The sequence below is a fragment of the Streptosporangium sp. NPDC000563 genome, from assembly GCF_040299985.1.
Classification (GTDB): domain Bacteria; phylum Actinomycetota; class Actinomycetes; order Streptosporangiales; family Streptosporangiaceae; genus Streptosporangium.
The window spans coordinates 89,218-105,735 of the sequence record NZ_JBEPDA010000021.1; the positions used below are offsets into that span (position 1 = coordinate 89,218).

Annotated in this window: 13 protein-coding genes; 2 read left to right on the forward strand and 11 right to left on the reverse strand. The window is 72.4% G+C overall.

Annotated elements, in window-relative coordinates; all coding sequences use genetic code 11:
• The first annotated feature begins 52 nt into the window (after window positions 1-52).
• The gene (locus ABT352_RS32460) at window positions 53-1,297 is read left to right on the forward strand and encodes an ROK family protein (RefSeq protein ID WP_350948809.1); all 1,245 of its coding nucleotides are present in this window, start codon (window positions 53-55) and stop codon (window positions 1,295-1,297) included.
• A gap of 186 nt (window positions 1,298-1,483) precedes the next feature.
• On the opposite strand, the gene ABT352_RS32465 is transcribed toward ABT352_RS32460, so the two are convergent.
• The 4 genes from ABT352_RS32465 to ABT352_RS32480 all read right to left on the reverse strand — a co-directional run bounded on the left by ABT352_RS32465 (window position 1,484) and on the right by ABT352_RS32480 (window position 9,018).
• Window positions 1,484-3,649 carry a S9 family peptidase gene (locus tag ABT352_RS32465; RefSeq protein ID WP_350948810.1) on the reverse strand — a complete coding sequence of 722 codons (2,166 nt, stop codon included), beginning with the start codon at window positions 3,647-3,649 and terminating at the stop codon, window positions 1,484-1,486.
• The gene (locus tag ABT352_RS32470) at window positions 3,649-5,436 is read right to left on the reverse strand and encodes an N-acetylglutaminylglutamine amidotransferase (RefSeq protein WP_350948811.1); all 1,788 of its coding nucleotides are present in this window, start codon (window positions 5,434-5,436) and stop codon (window positions 3,649-3,651) included. The genes ABT352_RS32465 and ABT352_RS32470 overlap by 1 nt, the downstream gene beginning before the upstream one ends.
• A gap of 79 nt (window positions 5,437-5,515) precedes the next feature.
• On the reverse strand, window positions 5,516-8,053 hold the full coding sequence (locus ABT352_RS32475; protein ID WP_350948812.1) for a glutamate--cysteine ligase: 2,538 nt from the start codon (window positions 8,051-8,053) through the stop codon (window positions 5,516-5,518).
• Window positions 8,054-8,457: 404 nt separating this feature from the next.
• Entirely contained in the window at window positions 8,458-9,018 is a 561-nt protein-coding gene (locus ABT352_RS32480) for a hypothetical protein (RefSeq protein WP_350948813.1), read from the reverse strand.
• Window positions 9,019-9,304: 286 nt separating this feature from the next.
• Here ABT352_RS32480 and ABT352_RS32485 point away from each other — a divergent pair, with 286 nt between their 5' ends.
• Window positions 9,305-9,910 carry a class I SAM-dependent methyltransferase gene (locus ABT352_RS32485; RefSeq protein WP_350948814.1) on the forward strand — a complete coding sequence of 202 codons (606 nt, stop codon included), beginning with the start codon at window positions 9,305-9,307 and terminating at the stop codon, window positions 9,908-9,910.
• Between the two features lie 202 nt (window positions 9,911-10,112).
• Here ABT352_RS32485 and ABT352_RS32490 read toward each other — a convergent pair whose 3' ends face one another.
• The 7 genes from ABT352_RS32490 to ABT352_RS32520 form a co-directional block, all read right to left on the reverse strand.
• Window positions 10,113-10,574, reverse strand: a complete 462-nt coding sequence (locus tag ABT352_RS32490) for a cupin domain-containing protein (protein ID WP_350948815.1) — start codon at window positions 10,572-10,574, stop codon at window positions 10,113-10,115.
• Window positions 10,574-11,092, reverse strand: a complete 519-nt coding sequence (locus ABT352_RS32495; RefSeq protein ID WP_350948816.1) for a flavin reductase family protein — start codon at window positions 11,090-11,092, stop codon at window positions 10,574-10,576. Before ABT352_RS32495 ends, ABT352_RS32490 begins: the two co-directional genes overlap by 1 nt.
• Window positions 11,093-11,211: 119 nt before the next feature.
• Window positions 11,212-12,303: an LLM class flavin-dependent oxidoreductase gene (locus ABT352_RS32500; protein ID WP_350948817.1), complete on the reverse strand. Its 1,092-nt coding sequence runs from the start codon at window positions 12,301-12,303 to the stop codon at window positions 11,212-11,214.
• A gap of 11 nt (window positions 12,304-12,314) precedes the next feature.
• Window positions 12,315-13,625, reverse strand: a complete 1,311-nt coding sequence (locus ABT352_RS32505; protein WP_350948818.1) for an ABC transporter ATP-binding protein — start codon at window positions 13,623-13,625, stop codon at window positions 12,315-12,317.
• Window positions 13,622-14,641, reverse strand: coding sequence for an ABC transporter ATP-binding protein (locus tag ABT352_RS32510; protein ID WP_350948819.1), 1,020 nt, complete (start codon window positions 14,639-14,641; stop codon window positions 13,622-13,624). The genes ABT352_RS32505 and ABT352_RS32510 overlap by 4 nt, the downstream gene beginning before the upstream one ends.
• The gene (locus ABT352_RS32515; protein WP_350948820.1) at window positions 14,631-15,494 is read right to left on the reverse strand and encodes an ABC transporter permease; all 864 of its coding nucleotides are present in this window, start codon (window positions 15,492-15,494) and stop codon (window positions 14,631-14,633) included. Before ABT352_RS32515 ends, ABT352_RS32510 begins: the two co-directional genes overlap by 11 nt.
• Window positions 15,491-16,414, reverse strand: coding sequence for an ABC transporter permease (locus ABT352_RS32520; protein ID WP_350948821.1), 924 nt, complete (start codon window positions 16,412-16,414; stop codon window positions 15,491-15,493). The genes ABT352_RS32515 and ABT352_RS32520 overlap by 4 nt, the downstream gene beginning before the upstream one ends.
• Between the last annotated feature and the right edge of the window lie 104 nt (window positions 16,415-16,518).

Sequence of the window (16,518 nt, forward strand, 5' to 3'; positions counted from 1 at the left end):
CGCCGTCGTGACGCACCACGTTGGCAAGCCCTCAGTCGTCAGGATTCCCACGATGCTGAAAGCCGGTCGCTCCCAGGAGGAGATTCGCCGGCACAACCTTGGCGTTCTGCTCCGGCACGTCCACCTGGGCGGCCCGCTCTCCCGCACGGCACTGGCCGACCGGATGGGCCTGAACCGCAGCACGATCATGGGACTGACCGCGGACCTCACCTCGGCGGGCCTGGTCCGCGAAGAGCTCCCCAAGGACACCGGCAAGGCGGGCCGGCCGTCGCTGGTGGTCCGCCCGGAGTCCTGCCGGTTCCACGTGATGGCCTTCGACGTGCGCGTGGACCGGCTGGTCGCCGCCAGGGTCGGGCTGGGCGGAACGATCCTGGACCGCAGGGAGGCGGTCCGGCCCCGCGCCGGGGCCGATCTCGACGACGTGGTCGGCACCCTCGCCGCCTTCGCCCGCGAGATGGACCGCGAGGCACCCTCGGACTCGGTGTGCGTCGGGGTCGGCGCCGCCTACTGCGGCATGATCAGGCCCGGTGACGGGATGGTGCGTTTCGGGCCGAACATGGGTTGGGTGGACCAGGCCTTCGGCACCGAACTCGGTCTCAGGCTGGGACTCGGGCTCCCGGTGGCGGTCGGCAACGAGGCTCACCTGGGCGCGCTGGCCGAGCTCGAACGCGGGGTGGGCGTCGGCTTCCAGAACCTGGTCTACCTGCACGGGGACGTCGGCGTGGGCGGCGGGATCATCGTCGGCGGCAAGCTGCTCGACGGTGACGGCGGGTACGGCTGCGAGCTCGGGCACATGATGGTGAACCCGTACAACGGACGGCCCTGCGGGTGCGGCTCGCGCGGCTGTCTTGAGGCGGAGGTCGGCGAGCAGGCCCTGATCGACGCCGCCGGCCGCTCCTCCGAGCTCACCGGCCGCGAGGGCGTACGAGCCGTGGTGGAGGCCGCCGACCGAGGGGACCCCGCGGCCACGGAGGCGCTGCTCCGGATCGGCGACTGGCTCGGCATCGGGGTGGCGAACCTGATCAACCTCTTCAACCCCGGCCTGGTGATCTTCGGCGGGATGTTGCGCGAGGTCTACCCGGGCGCGGCGGCCCAGGTGCACAGGCGGGTGGAGGCGAACGTGCTGGTGATCTCCCGGGAGAGGGTGCGGCTGCGCGTCTCGGCCCTCGGGGACGACGCCACCCTGGTCGGCGCGGCCGAACTCGCCTTCTCCGAGCTCCTCGCCAACCCCCTGGAGGTGCTCGCCACAAGGACCGGCCGGACCGAGACGGAGGCGGCGCCCCCCACGCCGCGGTGACCGGCCTCGCGCCCGGCTAAGACCGGCACCGGGCCCCTCCCCACATGGGCGCGATCATCCCCCCGTGGTCTCACGCCCAGGTGAGACCGGCGTCGGGCCTCGCTCCGGGTCGGGGGCCGCCAGGTGCCAACGGCCTCCCTCGCCACGGTGACCGGCCTCGCTCCGGGGTGCCGGAGTGAGGCGGCCTCACTCCGAATCGGGGACCGCGAGGTGCCATCTGAGCCATTCGACGACGTTCTTGACGAAGGTCACCCGGTTCGGGATCTGCCGGATCTCGTGCCCCTCGTCCTCGAACAGCAGCAGCTCGCAGGGCACCTGACGGGCCCGCGCCGCCTGGAGCACCTGCTCGGCCTCGTACAGGGGGACGTTGGTGTCCTGGGCGCCGTGCACGACCAGCAGCGGAGCGGCGAGCCGGTCGAAGGAGTGCAGGGGTGACAGGGCCCGCAGCAGCTCGCGGTCGGTGACGGGGTGCCCGTACTCGCTGACCGCCGCCGCGGCGATCCACGGCTCGGTCCGCTCGTAGAAGGTCTCGAAGTCGGCCATGCCGCAGACGTCGACTCCGGCGCGGAAGAGGCGCGGGTGGGTGACGAGGGCGGCCAGCGTGAGGTAGCCGCCGTAGGAGCGGCCCATGCAGGCGATCCTGGCCGGGTCGGCGATGCCCGCCCGTGCCAGTTCCAGGGCGCAGTCGGCGACGTCGTTGATCGCGTCGAAGCGGAGGGCGTGGTTGTCGGCGTTGCGGAAGGCCCGGCCGAAACCCGACGAGCCGCGGATGTTCGCCGCGAACACCCCGATCCCGGCGGCCAGCAGGTTCTGGAACAGCGGGTTGAAGGTGGGTCTTTCCTGGCTCTCGGGGCCGCCGTGCAGGTAGACGACGAAGGGCGCGGGGCCGGGGACGCCGGGGACGCGGTAGAGCCAGCCGGTCAGCTCCATGCCGTCGCCCGCCTGGAAGCGCATCAGCTCCGCGCCGGCCGCCTCGGGGATCCGGTCCGATCCCGCGATCCGCCGGTAGCCGCCCACCTCCAGGTCGCAGAGCAGCACGTGGGAGGGGTGGCCGGGCCCTTCGGCGGCCAGGACGGCGAGACTGCCGTCCAGGGACACCCTGATCGAGGACACCACCTCGGCGGGCAGGGGCGGGAGCGGACGCGTCCGGCCGGTGTCCAGCTCGATCACCTCCAGCTCCGAGCGGCCGGAGTCGTTCCACACCAGCACCGCGCGGCGGCCGTCGGAGCTCAGCGCGAACTGGTCCAGCTCGGCGTCCGAGCGCTCGGCCAGCACGACGCCCACCCCGTCCTCGCCCACCGCGACCAGCGCGGCCCGGTCGCGGCCGACGTCGGACAGCAGGTAGGCGGTGCTCCCGTCGGGAGAGAGGATGCCGTAGTCGGTGGTGCCGGTCAGCCCGGCCAGCAACGGCAGCTCCCCGTGGCCCGGCAGGTCACCGGCGGCCTCGTCGGGAAGGCTCGCGGGCAGGCCGGGCGGGACGTCTTCGAGATGGCCCGCGGGAAGATCGACGCGAATCCCGGCCGGAGGGTCGGCGGGCAGGCCGGGCGAGAGATCGGAGAGATCTTCGGTGGGCAGGTCGAGGTGAATCCCGGCGGGAAGGTCGGCGGAGAGGTCACCGGACGGGTCCGCGGCGAGATCCCCGGGATGGGACAGACCGGGAACGAGGGCGCCGGGACCCGCGGGATCGCCGGCGAGGGCGGGAGGGTGGCCCGTGGGGTCGCCGGCGAGGGCAGGAAGATCGGCCACGTACATCCGGCGCACGCCGCGCGGGCCGCGCCGCAGCAGCATCCGCCGGTGGTCACGGCTCACCGCGGCCGGGTGCATGAGCGCCCCCGCCGCGATCACCTCCCGGCTTCCCGAGCCCGCGTCGATCAGCACCGCGTCCGTACGGCCGGAGGAGGAGACCTCCGCGACGAGGAGGACCTCCCCCTGGCCCGTCCAGCGCACGAACGACGCCGACCCGCCCTCGGGCGCGGCCAGCGGGCGCAGGTCGCCGCCGTCGGCCCGCACCGTCCAGACCTGCGTGTGCTCCCCTCCGCCGGGCACGACGAGGACGGCGAGCCTGCGGGCGTCGGGGGACCAGCTCACGTCGGCGACGGGCTCGGCCCCCGTGTCGATCGGCCAGGCGCCTCGGTCCTCCTGGTGGAGATCCAGGAGATCCTCGAGCTCCCCGGGAGGCCACGCCTCCAGGTCTCTTCCGAGGGGCTGGATCCAGACCCTCGGCGAGCCGTCCCGGTCGCCGATGAAGGCGACGGCGCTCAGGTCGGGCGCCAGGGCGGGCGCCCGGCAGCTCCAGGCGGTCAGGCCCGTGCCCATCGAGGGGCGGGAACGGGCGCCGAGAATTTCGGTCATCAAACTCCTTGTGCCTGCAACCACAGCTCCAGGAGTCCGAGTTGCCACAACGCGTTCGCCCCCAGGGTAGTGCGGTGTTCGTCCGGAGCCGCCAGCAACTTGTCGACATATGGCTGGTCGAACAGGCCGCGGGCCCTCGCGGCGGGGCCGGTCAGCGCCTCCCTGACGAGCTCCAGATACGGACCGTGGATGTGCCTGATGGCCGGGACCGGAAAGTACCCCTTGGGCCGGTCGATGATCTCGGCGGGCAGCAGCTTGCGCGCGGCGCCCTTCAAGATGCCCTTGCCGCCGGAGGCGAGCTTGAGCTCGGGCGGGCAGGCCGCCGCCAGCTCGACGAGTTCGTGGTCGAGGAACGGGGTCCTGGCCTCAAGCCCGAAGGCCATGGTCATGTTGTCCACGCGCTTGACCGGGTCGTCGACGAGCATGACGTTCGTGTCCAGGCGCAGCGCCGCGTCGAGCGCGGTGTCCGCGCCTGGCCTGGCGAGGTGACGGCGGACGAAGTCGCCGCTGACGTCCTCGTCCAGCAGGTACTCGGGGGACAGGATCCCGGCCAGCGCCGCGTGCGAGCGGTCGAAGAACTCCCTCTCGTAGACGGCGGCGGCGTCCTCGCGCGACACGCCGGCGAGCGGCGGGTACCAGCTGTAGCCGGCGAACACCTCGTCGGCGCCCTGGCCTGACTGGACGACCTTGACGTGCTTGGAGACCTCCTCCGACAGCAGGTGGAAGGCGACGCAGTCGTGGCTCACCATCGGCTCGCTCATGGCGAGCACCGCGTGCTCCAGGGCGGGCAGCATGCGGGTGTCGTCGATGAGGATGCGCCGGTGATCGGTGCCGAACTCCCTGGCGACCAGGTCGGAGTAGACGAACTCGTCCCCCCGCTCCCCTCCCGCCGACGGGAACCCGATGCTGAAGGTCGCGAGGCCCGCCTGACCCTCCTCGGCCAGCAGCGCGACGATCAGGCTGGAGTCCAGGCCCCCCGACAGCAGCACGCCCACGGGCACGTCCGCGACCATGCGCCTGCGTACGGCCGTCCGCAGCTGGTCGAGCACGGCCTCGCACCACTCGTCCGGGGTGAGCCCGGCGTACTCGGGCAGGGCCGAGCGGGTGTGGAGCGGCTGCCAGTAGAGGTGGTCGGTGACGGTGCCGTCGGGTTCGACGGTGCGCACCGTGGCAGGGGGGAGCTTGCGCACCCCGGCGAGGATGGTGCGCTCGGCGGGCACCACCGAGTGGAACGTCATGTAGTGGTGCAGGGCGACCCGGTCGATGCCGGTGTCCACCCCGCCCCCGGCGAGCAGCGCGGGCAACGACGAGGCGAAACGCAGCCGCCTCGCGTCCTGGGTGACGTACAGCGGTTTTATCCCCAGCCGGTCTCTGCCGAGGGTGAGCCTGCCGGTGTCGCGCTCGGCGACCGCGAAGGCGAACATGCCCCTGAAGCGGTCGACGCAGCCACTCCCCCAGCGGTGGAAGGACTTCACCAGCACCTCGGTGTCGGAGGTGGAGAAGAAGCGGTAGCCCAGACCCTCCAGCTCGCGCCGTAACTCACGGTAGTTGTACAGGCATCCGTTGAAGACTCCCGTCAGGCCGAGGTCGCTGTCCACCATCGGCTGGGCACCCCGGTCCGACAGATCGATGATCCTCAGGCGCCGGTGGCCGAGGGCGACCGGCCCCAGCGACCACAGGCCGGCCCCGTCGGGGCCCCTGTCGTGCATCACATCGTTCATCCGGGCCACTGCGGCGACGTCCGCCGGGCGGCCGTCGAACCGGAGCTCACCGCTCAAACCACACATCGAAACCCCCCGGTGACCGGCTCACGCCGGAGCTCACCGCTCAGATCGCACATCTCACGCCTCGGGCTCGCGCCTGAGCTCATCGCTCAAGCCCCACCTCGACGTCCCCACTCGGCAGCCAGGTGTCCTTGGAACCACCCCCCTGGGAGGAGTTGACGATCATGCTGCCGGCCGGGGCGACGCGGGTCAGCGCGGTCGGCGGCACCTTCGCGGTCTCGCCGAAGCAGACGAAGGCCCGAAGGTCGACGACGCGCGGGCTCAACCGGTCTCCGTCGAAGGTCGGGTGCGTCGACAGCCGGACCGTCTCCTGGGCGACCCAGCCCTCGGGGGCGGCGAGGATCGTCTTCCTGACCTGTTCGAGCTCGTCGGCGGAGGCGTCGGGGCCGACGACCACGCCTTGGCCGCCGAACCCGTCCACCGGCTTGACGACCAGCTCGGCCAGCCGGTCGAGCACCTGCTCGCGGTCCGCGGCGTCACGGCACAGGTAGGTGGGGACGTTGTCGATGAGGGGTCGCTCGCCGAGGTAGTACTCGATGATGCGCGGCACGTACCGGTACAGGCACTTGTCGTCGGCCACGCCGTTGCCCGGCGCGTTGGCCAGGACGAGCGCGGAACGCTCGACGGCGTCCATGATCTCCAGCCCGAGGCGCCCGCCGAGCAGCGCGCTCTCCTCGATCCTGCGGTAGAGCACCTCGATCCTGCGCCCGTCGATCTCCAGATGACCGTTCTTGAAGGACAGGTCGGCCGGTACGGCGAGGACCACTCCCAGTTCCTCGGCGAGCATCCTGTGCTCGTAGTAGGCGGAGTCCTCGGGTCCCGCCGAGACGACGGCGAGGGCCGACGGGTCACCGGAGCCCGCCGCGAGCAGTGCCTCCCGCAGGATCCGCAGGCCCGCGCCCGGGTCGGCGACCTCCTCGCCGGGGGCGAGTTCCGGCATCAGCTCGTTGATCAGCCGCCTGTTGGTCACGGCGTATCCGAGCCCGGAGGGCACCCGCAGGTTGTCCTCGAGCACCGCCCAGCGGCCGACGTTGTCGCGGACCAGGTCCAGTCCGGCCACGGCACAGCGTACGGTGCCCTGCGGCACCCTGCGGCCCGGCCTGCGGTAGCCGGGGGACTCGTCGACCACCCACGCGGGGATCGTGCCGTCCCTGATGATCTCGCGTCCCTCGTAGACGTCGTGCAGGAACGCCTCCAGCGCGCGCACCCGCTGCGGCAGCGCCCGCTGGATCCCCGTCCACTCGCCGGGCGGGACGAGCCGGGGAACCATGTCGAACGGGTAGATCCGGCTCTCGCCGCCTCCCTCGACCTGGAAGGTCATGCCGTTGTCGCGTTGGTAGGCGTCGCGCCTCTCCTCCCGCTCGCGCAGTCCATCGAGGCCCAGGCGGTCGAGGACCCGCAGCACCGGCTGGTAGGACTCGCGCACCGTGCCCTCGATGATCGCCTCGTCGCCCGGGGCCTCGTAGCCGTCCAGGAGGCTGGTGTGCATCCTGGGCGTCGGCCCGCCGAAGGCGGTCTCCCACTCCTGTGATCGCGTCTCGGCGATGACGAGGTCGACCACGTCGGACAACTGGCCGCCGCGGGCGTACGCCTGCCGCTGGCGGGCCGCCGAACTCCCCCTGGCGAGTGACTCCGTGGCCAGGGAGGTGACGAGCTCCCAGTCGCCGTACTGCTCCAGCTGCGGGCGCAGGCTGTTCACCATCCGCCGGATCACCTCGGCGGCCGGTCGTGGGGTGCCTTCGACCGGGTCGACGAGGTCACCCTCCAGCCCGGAGCGCGAGGCCCGCCACGACGCGGCGCGGACCATCTCCAGGCGGACCGTGCGCTCGGGGCCGTTCTGCGCCGCGTCCAGCTCCCTGGCCACCAGGGCCCTGAACAGTCCGGCGATCAGCACGATGTCGCCCACGCGGGGGCAGGCGTCGCAGACCCGCAGCTCGATGGTGGGCAGGTGCGCCGAGGGCCGGATGTCGAAGTAGATCATGCCTGGGTCGGTGATCACCCCGGAGGCGACGAGGTCGCGCACCACCTGGTCGTACTCGGCGGCCGACTCGAACCTGGGTACGGGGCCGGCGGTGGGCCAGCGCTGCCACAGCAGCGGGCGGTAGCTGGCATACCCGGTGTCGGACCCCAGCCAGTACGGCGAGCTGGAGCTGAGGGCGAGCAACGGGGGCAGCCACGGGGCGAGGCGATGGGCGACGGCGACGGCCAGGTCGCGGTCCTCGACGTCGGCGTGGAACTGCGTCCCGCAGATCAGCTGCTCGCGGGTGAGCAGCTGGTAGTCGGCGAGCATCTGCTCGTAGCGGGGGTCAGGGGAGATCTTCAGCGCCTCCAGATCCACCATCGGCACGCTGCCCGCCGCCACGATTCCCAGGCCGAGTCCGTCCGCCGCCTGGATCACCGTGCGGCGTAGCGCGGTCAGGTCGTGCCCGAGGTCCTCCAGGTGCATGAAGGGCCTGCTGTTGGCCTCGACCACGGAACGCTGCAGCTCATGGGTGAAGCGCTCGGCCGGCAGCTGTTCCAGCAGGACACCGGCCCGTGGGACCAGGTGCCGGGTGTCGACATCGACGACGTGGAACTCCTCTTCGACGCCGACCGCGATCGGCCCCGCCAGACCCGCCATTGCCTCATCACCCCTGAACTACGCCGGTTAATGCGTTTTTTGTTCTTTGCCCGAAAAAGGGAGTTTCGCACTTCACCGCACACTTTGGGCGAAAGTGAAACTGTGCGCCCGTCTCCCCCGCGATCGGGACACACCCGCTTCCCCTCCGACGGGAAGACTCACCTGTTTCCGCGGAAAGATCTCACCGGAGTTTCGGACAAAGCACCGTCGGCGACCGGCCACGGTGAAGGTCCGCCCAATCCGTCCAATCCCTCCAAGGGGGCCTCCTTCAGGAGGCTCCGCCCAAGGCGGTCCCTTCCAAGGGCCCGTGTCCAAAGGGCTCCGCCCACAAGGCTCCCTGCGCGCGGGTGCGGCCCCGTCCGGCCCGGCTCGATGACCGGAGACGACCGGGAAGTCCCCGAAACCTACGCCGGTTGCGACCCGGCCGGAGAATCCCCGTCTCCTGACGGCCCGGCGTCCGGCCGCTCCCGCACGGGAGAGGCCCCGGACCGATCCGGCGGCCCGAGCGGACCCTCGCGATCGGACGGGCCCGCGGGCGGCTCGGCCTCTTCCAGCCGTGACTCGATCATACGCGGCGGCCTGGACGCGTCCTCCGGCTGCGTCCCGAACGTGTCGGGAAACGCGTGAACCCCGAGTTCCTCCGGCCGGTCACCCGACGGGCCGGGCGGATCGAGAAGCTGCCGTACGGGCGGGCTGTCGAGGAACGTGGAGACCGCGTCGACCACCCCCTCCCCCAAGGGACGGAACGCGTCGACCACGGCCTGGGCGGGCGGGCCGAGGCGGGCTCCGACCTCCTGAATGAAGTCCTCCAGCACCTGCGGCAGCGGCGGCACCGGCAGGCCGAGCTGGGGCTTCGGCCGTGCCTTCTCCGGCGGTGTCCAGCGCATCGAGTCGTCGCTCATCGCGAGCCATTCGTCGACCGCACCGTCGATGGAGTCGAGCACGTGATCGGAATCGTCTGGCATGGCGGCTCCCCTCATGACCGGGATCCGATAAGACGACGGTACCTCGCCTCGCCTTCCCGGGGCAGAGGAGGGTCGCGACCGTCACCGACGGTGAACCACACCGCCGCCGGAACGCCCGTATCCTTCGCCCGGCGGACCGGCACCTGTACGGCGACCGTACGGCGGTGGAACCCCGATCATCGAAGCCCGTATCTGGCATAACCCCCTCAACAGGGGGAATAAGCTGTCGATGCTCTCTCAAAATCGTCCTGCCGGTAGTGACACGTTCACATTCCTCGGTGCGATCATGCGTAATCCCCACCAGCTGGGGGCGATCGCTCCCAGTTCGAAGGCCGTCGCACGCCTGGCGGCTTCGATCGTTCCCACAACCCCCGGAGCCACGGTCGTCGAACTCGGCGCCGGCGGCGGAGTGATCAGCGACGCGATCCGCGACCGTCTCCCCGTGGGAGGGCGGCAGCTCGCCATAGAGCTCAACGAGGGCATGGTGCACCACCTGCGGCGCAGCAGGCCCTGGCTGGAAGTGATCTGCGGGGACGCGGGTGACCTCGGCAAGATACTGCGGGAGGCCGGTCTGTCCCACGCCGACGCGATCGTCTCCTCGCTCCCCTGGACCCTGTTCGAGGAGGCCCAGCAGAAACGCGTTCTGGAGGAGATCGCGGCCTGTCTCGCCCCCGGCGGCGCCTTCAGCACGATCACGACGCTGACCGTGATGCCGTTCCAGCGTTCCCGGCACTTCCGCGGCCTCATGAACAGCACGTTCACCACCGTCGACGCCCTGGGGCCGATCTGGCGCAACGTACCTCCCGCCCTGGTGTACGCCGGGGTCGTGGCGGACGACCGGCTGGCCGGGGATGCGGCCGGCGGCCTGGCGGCCGGGGACACCGGCGGGTGAACGGCCGGTCGGACACCGCCCGGCGCCTCGGACACGCCCGCGATCTTTTCACCACCGGCGCACCCTCCGCGCCGGTGGGCGAGAGGCGACCGGCCTGGACGCCGCCCGGCGTTCCGGGCGGCGGGCACGCGATGACCTCGCGATGATCTCCCAGTGACTTCCCGTTGACCTCACGGTGACGGTGGCCCGCGACGGGCCGCCGTCACCGTGAGGTCAGAACCGGTCCCGTCCAGGTGAGATCGTCCAGGTTGACCACGATGGCGTCCTGGGTGCTGCGGGCGATGACCACGATCGCCTCCAGGTCGGGGTCGGGATTCTCCTCCCGGTGGGGGACGAAAGGCGGCACGAAGATGTAGTCGCCGGGTTCGGTGTCGATGCGCACCTCGACGGGCTCCTCCCCCTCGACGTCGGCGAAGACGAACGAGGGGTGGCCGCTGACGACGTAGATGGCGGTCTCGGACTCGCCGTGGTGGTGGTTCGCCGAGGCGGTGGCGGGCGCCACGTGGGTCTGCCCCATCCACAGACGGCTGGAGCCGACGGTGGCTCCGCTGATGGCCGCGCGGCGGCGCATACCACCGGTCTGGGCGGTCTCGGAGGTGAGACCGCCGGGCGCGATGTGGTGCAGGCGGCGGTGGAAGGGGTCTTCGGGAAGGACGATCGGCATCAGTCACTCCTGGCTCGGTCGGAAGGGTGCGGCGCGAGCGCGCCGAAACCTCCATCGTGGTACAGCAGCGGAGGGTGGGCGGGATCGGTGTGCCCCTCCACGACCCGGCCGACGACCAGCCGATGGTCCCCCGCGATGAACCGCTCCTGGGTGCGGCAGAGCAGCCACGCGGCCACCCCGTACAGCAGGGGTTCCCCTCCGGGGAGGGGTTCCCAGCGATCCCGGTCGGCGAACCTGTCGGCGCCCTTCCTGGCGAACAGCTCCGCCACGTCCCGCTGGTCTCCGGCGAGGATGTGGACGACGAACGCGTCCGCGTCCCGGATCGCCGGCCAGCTCGACGAGCCGACCGAGATGCCGAACGACAGCAGCGGCGGATCGAGCGACATCGAGGTCAGCGAGGTCGCGGTGAAACCGGCGGGACCCGGGGCGGTGACGACGGCGACCCCGGCGGCGTGCCTGCGGAAGGCGGACAGGAAGACATCGCGCGGCTGCCCGCCGCCGACCGCCTCGGCGCTCATCGTGCCACCACCTCCTGTGCCGTGTCCCTGGTGATCGGTTCGCCGCGAGTGTCCTGCCCTGCCCGGCCGGAGGCGCCCGGGCTGCTCGGGGCCGGCACCCCTGGCCTCGCGTGTCGCGCTCACGCGCCCACGCCCGCGGGTTCGCGCCGCTCGGCCCCCTGCCGCAGCAGCGGCACCAGCTCGTCGCCCCAGCGCACGACGTCGTCCACCGGGTCGAAGCCGCGGATGAGGAAGGTCGTGACGCCGAGGTCGTGGTACTTCAGCAGCGCCTCGGCGACCTGCTCGGCGGTGCCGACCACGGCCGTGGAGTTGCCGCCGGGACCGATCAGGTTGGTCACGCCGTACCAGAGCCGCTCGTCGTGCACCTCCCGCTCGGCGCCCTGCTCCTGGAGCCTGGCGGCTCCGACGGAGGTCGACTCGCTCTTCCCCTTGCTCCAGCCGAGTCCGCCGCCGGAGACGCGCGCGGCGGTCGCGGCCCTGATCCGCTCGGCCCGCTCCCACGCCTCGGCCTCGGTCGCGGCGACGATCGGCCGGGTGGACAGGCTGAAGGTGATCTCCCGGCCGTGCCTGGCCGCCTCCTGCCTGACGCGCCGGATCCGCTCGGCGGTCTCGGCCAGCGGCTCGCCCCACAGCATGTAGACGTCGGCGTGCTCGGCCCCGGTCTGGACGGCCGCCGGGGAGGCCCCGCCGAAGTAGAGCGGAATGTCGGCCCTGACCGAGCTGTAGGCGCCCTCGAACCGGTAGAACTCGCCCTCGTGGTCGAACGGCTCGGCCGAGGTGAGCGTACGGCGCAGCACGGACATGAACTCGCCGGTACGCCGGTAGCGGCCACCGTGGTCGAGGAAGTCGCCGTCGCGGCGCTGGTCGGCCTCGTCGCCGCCGGTGATGTGGTGGATGGCGACCCTGCCTCCCCCGGTGAGCTGGTCGAGGGTGGCGAGCTTCCTCGCCACCACCGTCGGGGCGACGAAGCCGGGCCGGTGCGCGATCAGCACGCGCAGCCGCTCGGTGGCGTGCAGCACCGACGCGGCGACGGCGAACCCGTCGGGCGAGGACGAGCCGTAGCCGATCAGCACCCGGTCGAACCCGGCGGCCTCGTGGGCGCGGGCGAACGTGGCCAGGTAGGGAACGTCGATGGGCGGGCCGTCGACGAATGAACCGTGGGTCTCTGAGAAGTCCTTCGTACCGACCATGCCGAGAATCTCGATGGACATGCGTGTACTCCTTAGCGGGCGACGAAGCGGGGAACGGAACCGGAGGCCGGATCGGGGACGGGAGCGGAGGCGAGGTTCGGTGCGGGACCGGGACCGCCCGCGGACCCGCGGAAGGAAACGGAGCCGGGAGCAGGGCTTTCTGGAGCAGGGCTTTCGGAAAGAGGGCTTTCGAGGGCGGAGCCGCGGCCGGGAACGGCCACCGGGACGGGATCGGGGGCGGGCGTCGACGCGGCGGCCCGTGCGGGCCAGGTGCCGGTGTGGTGGCAGGCGACCGCGCGCCCGCCCCTGACGACCGGTTCGGGAACGACCGCGCAGGTCTCGGTGGCGAACGGGCAGCGGTGGGCGAAGACGCAGCCACCGACGGCACCGATGGCGCCGTCGGTCGGTGCCGCCCGCAGCCGCTCCAGGCTGTGGCGGGCGGCACCGGCCACGCGTGGGGCCGAGGCGACGAGCAGCGCGGTGTAGGGGTGGCGGGGGTCGTCGAAGACCTCGCCGATCGGGCCCTCCTCGACGATCCGGCCCCGGTAGAGGACCGCGACCCGGTCGGCGACGCCCGCCAGGGAGCTGAGGTCGTGGGAGATGACGACGACACCGGCGCCGAGCCTGCCGCGCAGGTCGTCCAGGAGGCGCAGGATGTGGTTGCGGTTGGAGGCGTCCAGCGCGCTGACCGGCTCGTCGCAGATCAGCAGCGACGGCTCCGCGACGATCGCGCGGGCGATCGAGACGCGCTGCCGCTGCCCGCCGGAGATCTGGCCGGGCGTCCTGGCCGCGAGGGCGGGATCCAGGCCGACCAGCTCCAGTGCCGCCCGCACCCTGGCCGCGCGTTCGGCCGGGGGCACGCGCCGCACGGCCAGCCCTTCGCCGACGACGGTTCCCACGCTGTGGTCGGGGTCGAGCGAGCGGAGCGGGTCCTGGAAGACGAACCGCACCTTTCCCGTACGGCGATGCGCCCGCAACGCCCTGCCTCTCAGCGAGGAGATCTCGACCCCCTCCACCTCGACCGAACCTGAGTCGGGGCCGACCAGGCCGACGACGGCCCTGGCCAGGGTCGTCTTGCCCGAGCCGGTCTCCCCCACGATCCCGAGGATCTCCCCGGCCCTGACGGTGAGGTCGACCTCGCTGAGGATCCGCACGGCGGGTCTGCCGAGTGACACGTTCAGGCCCCGCACGGCCAGCAGCGGCGTCCCCGCCGGGCCGGTGCGGGGGGTGGCCGCTGAGCCGTCCGCGGTCGCCCTACCCGTCGCGGAGGTGCTCGCGGGACCGGCCGCGGTCGCGGGAGTCCACCCGGAACCGGTCACCGGGGTGCTCTCGGGGCCGCTCACAGGTCGCTCCCCCGCGCTCCGGCGCCGACGCCCACCGCGTCGCGCCCCACCGGCTCCTGGCGCAGCAGGCAGCGGACCTCGCGCCCACCGGGGTGGGCGGTGAGGGGAACGGGAGCCGCCGAGCATGCCTCCTCGGCGAAGGAGCAGCGGCCGGCGAAGCGGCAGCCCGGCAGCGAGGCGCCCGCGGGCGGCGGCTGGCCGGGGATGACCTCCAGCGTCCGCCTGCCCCAGTCTCCGGCCGAGGCGACCCGCAGCAGAGCCTCGGTGTAGGGATGCGCCGGACTGTCCAGGACCTCTCTCGCCGGCCCCGACTCGACGATCTCGCCGCCGTAGAAGACGACGATCCGGTCGCAGAGCGCCGCGATGACCGCCAGGTCGTGGGAGACGCAGACGATGGACAGGCCGCGCTCGGCGCGCAGCCGGGCGAGAAGTTCGAGCACCTCGGCCTGGACGGTCACGTCGAGGGCGGTGGTGGCCTCGTCGGCGATCAGCAGTTCGGGATCGCAGGAGACGGCGACGGCGATGAGGACGCGCTGGAGCATGCCGCCGGACAGCTCGTGCGGGTACTGGCCGTGGACCCGGGCCGGATCGTGCAGGCCCATCGCGCCCAGCAGTTCCACGGCGCGCTCGCGGGCGGCGCGCCGCCGCAGGCCGAGTTTGACCCGCAGCACCTCGGCGAGCTGGTCGCCGACCGGCAGGGACGGGTTCAGGTAGGAGGCGGGGTCCTGGAAGACCGCGCCGATCCTGCTCCCGCGGATCCCGAGCCACTGCCTGCGGCTCGCCCCCGTCAGGTCGTGGCCGCCGAACTCGATCTCGCCGGAGCTCACCGAGCAGCCGGGGGCGAGGGCGCCGAGGACCGCACGGCAGGTGAGGGTCTTGCCGCTGCCCGACTCGCCGACCAGGCCGACGGCCTCGCCGGGGGCGACCTCGAAGGAGACCCCGCGCACGGCCTCGGCCCGGCCTCCGGAGACGGTCACGCGCAGGTCGCGCACGCTCAACAGCGCTTCAGCGGGCATGGACTTCCTCGCTCTCGTCGATACGGTGACTGTCGGTGTGCAGGCCGGTCGTGTCGCGTACGGCGTCGGCCAGGGCGTTGAGCGCGCCGACGGTCAGCATGATCACGACGGCGGGCGCGAGCGGGGCGAGCGGCCGCTGGTGGAGGTAACCCAGGTCGCTGGCGAGCATCCCGCCCCAGGTGGGGGCAGGGGGTTCGACACCGATGCCGAGGAAGGCGAGGGAGGAGACCACCAGCAGCGCCGCGGCGGACGCCCCCGCCGCGGTCACCGCGACCGTCGGCAGCACCTTGCCCGCGATGTGGGTGCGCAGGATCCGGGAGCGGGACGCGCCGAGCAGTTCGGCCGCCTCGACGTACTGTGCGCGGGTGAAACCCAGCGCCGCCGTACGGGTGACCCGGTAGAACACCGGCGCGAGCAGCAGTCCGATGGCGGCCATCGCCTGGTGCGGGCCGTTGCCGAGGATCCCGGCGACGGCGATGGCGAAGATGACGAACGGCAGCGTGAGCAGCGCGTCCACCAGCCGCATCGTCGTCCACTCGAAGACCTTGCCGAAGAACACCGAGGCGAGGCCGGGGATCGCCCCCAGGAGCAGCCCGATGGCGACCGCCTCCGCCGCCGCGGCGATCGAGAGACCGGTCCCGGCGAGCAGCCGGCTGAGCACGTCGCGGCCGAGGTAGTCGGTGCCCAGGAGGTGCTCTCCCGACGGCCCGAGCAGGCGCAGCCGGGGGTTCTGCGCGAGCGGGTCGTGCGGAGCGAGCAGGTCGCCGAACACCGCGACGAGGAGTACGACGGTGAGGATCGTCACGGACAGCTTGACGGAGGGCAGCCGCCACGCCCTGCGGAAGGAGCTCATCGCGCACCCCGCAGCCTGGCGACGGCCGCGTTGACGGTGACGTTGGAGACGAGCACCAGCGCGATGGTGGTGAGCAGCGCGCCCTGGATCACCGGCACGTCGTGCTTGAGCGCCGCCTCGCCGGTGAGCTGGCCGAGACCCGGCAGGGCGAAGACCGCCTCGGTGACCACCGCGCCGCCGATCAGGCGTGGGATGTGCATCCCGAGTACGGTGAGCGCCGGGCCCGCGGCGTTGCGCAACGCGTGCCGGAACAGCACCCGCCGCGCCGGGAGCCCGCGGACCACCGCGCCGGTCACGTAGTTCTCCCGCAGGGCGGCCACCAGGCCGGTACGGAGCTGCCTGGCGAGGTCGGCGGTGGCGTCGAGGCTGAGCGCGATCGCCGGGAGGGTTATCAGCCTCAGCCACTGGACGGGATCCTGGGTGAGCGGCACGTACCCGCCCGAGGGGAACACCGGGACGATCACGGCGAAGACCACGATCAGTCCGATGCCGACGACGAACGCGGGCAGGGTGGAGGCGACCGCGCAGACGGCGGTCACGATCCGGTCGAACCTGCCGCCGTTGCTCACCGCCGCGCCGACGCCGGCCGCGCCCCCGGCGAGGATCGCGATGAGCACCGCGAGGCCGGTGATCGACAGGTCGACGGGCAGGCGCTGCGCGATGCTCTCGGCGACCGGGAGCCGGGTGAACCAGGAGCGGCCCAGGTCTCCGGTGAGCGCGTTGCCCAGCCAGGTGACGTACTGCTCCAGGAAGGGGCGGTCGAGCCCGAACTCGTGGCTCATCCTGGCGATGTCCTCGGGGGTCGCGGTCTCTCCCAGCACCGCCGCCGCCGGATTGGCGTCGCCCAGCGCGCCCAGCCCGTAGGTGACGAAGGTGGAGGCGAGCGCCACGACCACCAGGGCGGCCGATCCGCGCGCCACCGCGCGCCACCGGGCGGTCCCCGCGCTCCGGCGGACCCGGGAGGGTCTTGCCGAGGGCGCGGTCACGACGGGCCGGCCGACCTCTTCGTCCCCTCCGCCCTTCC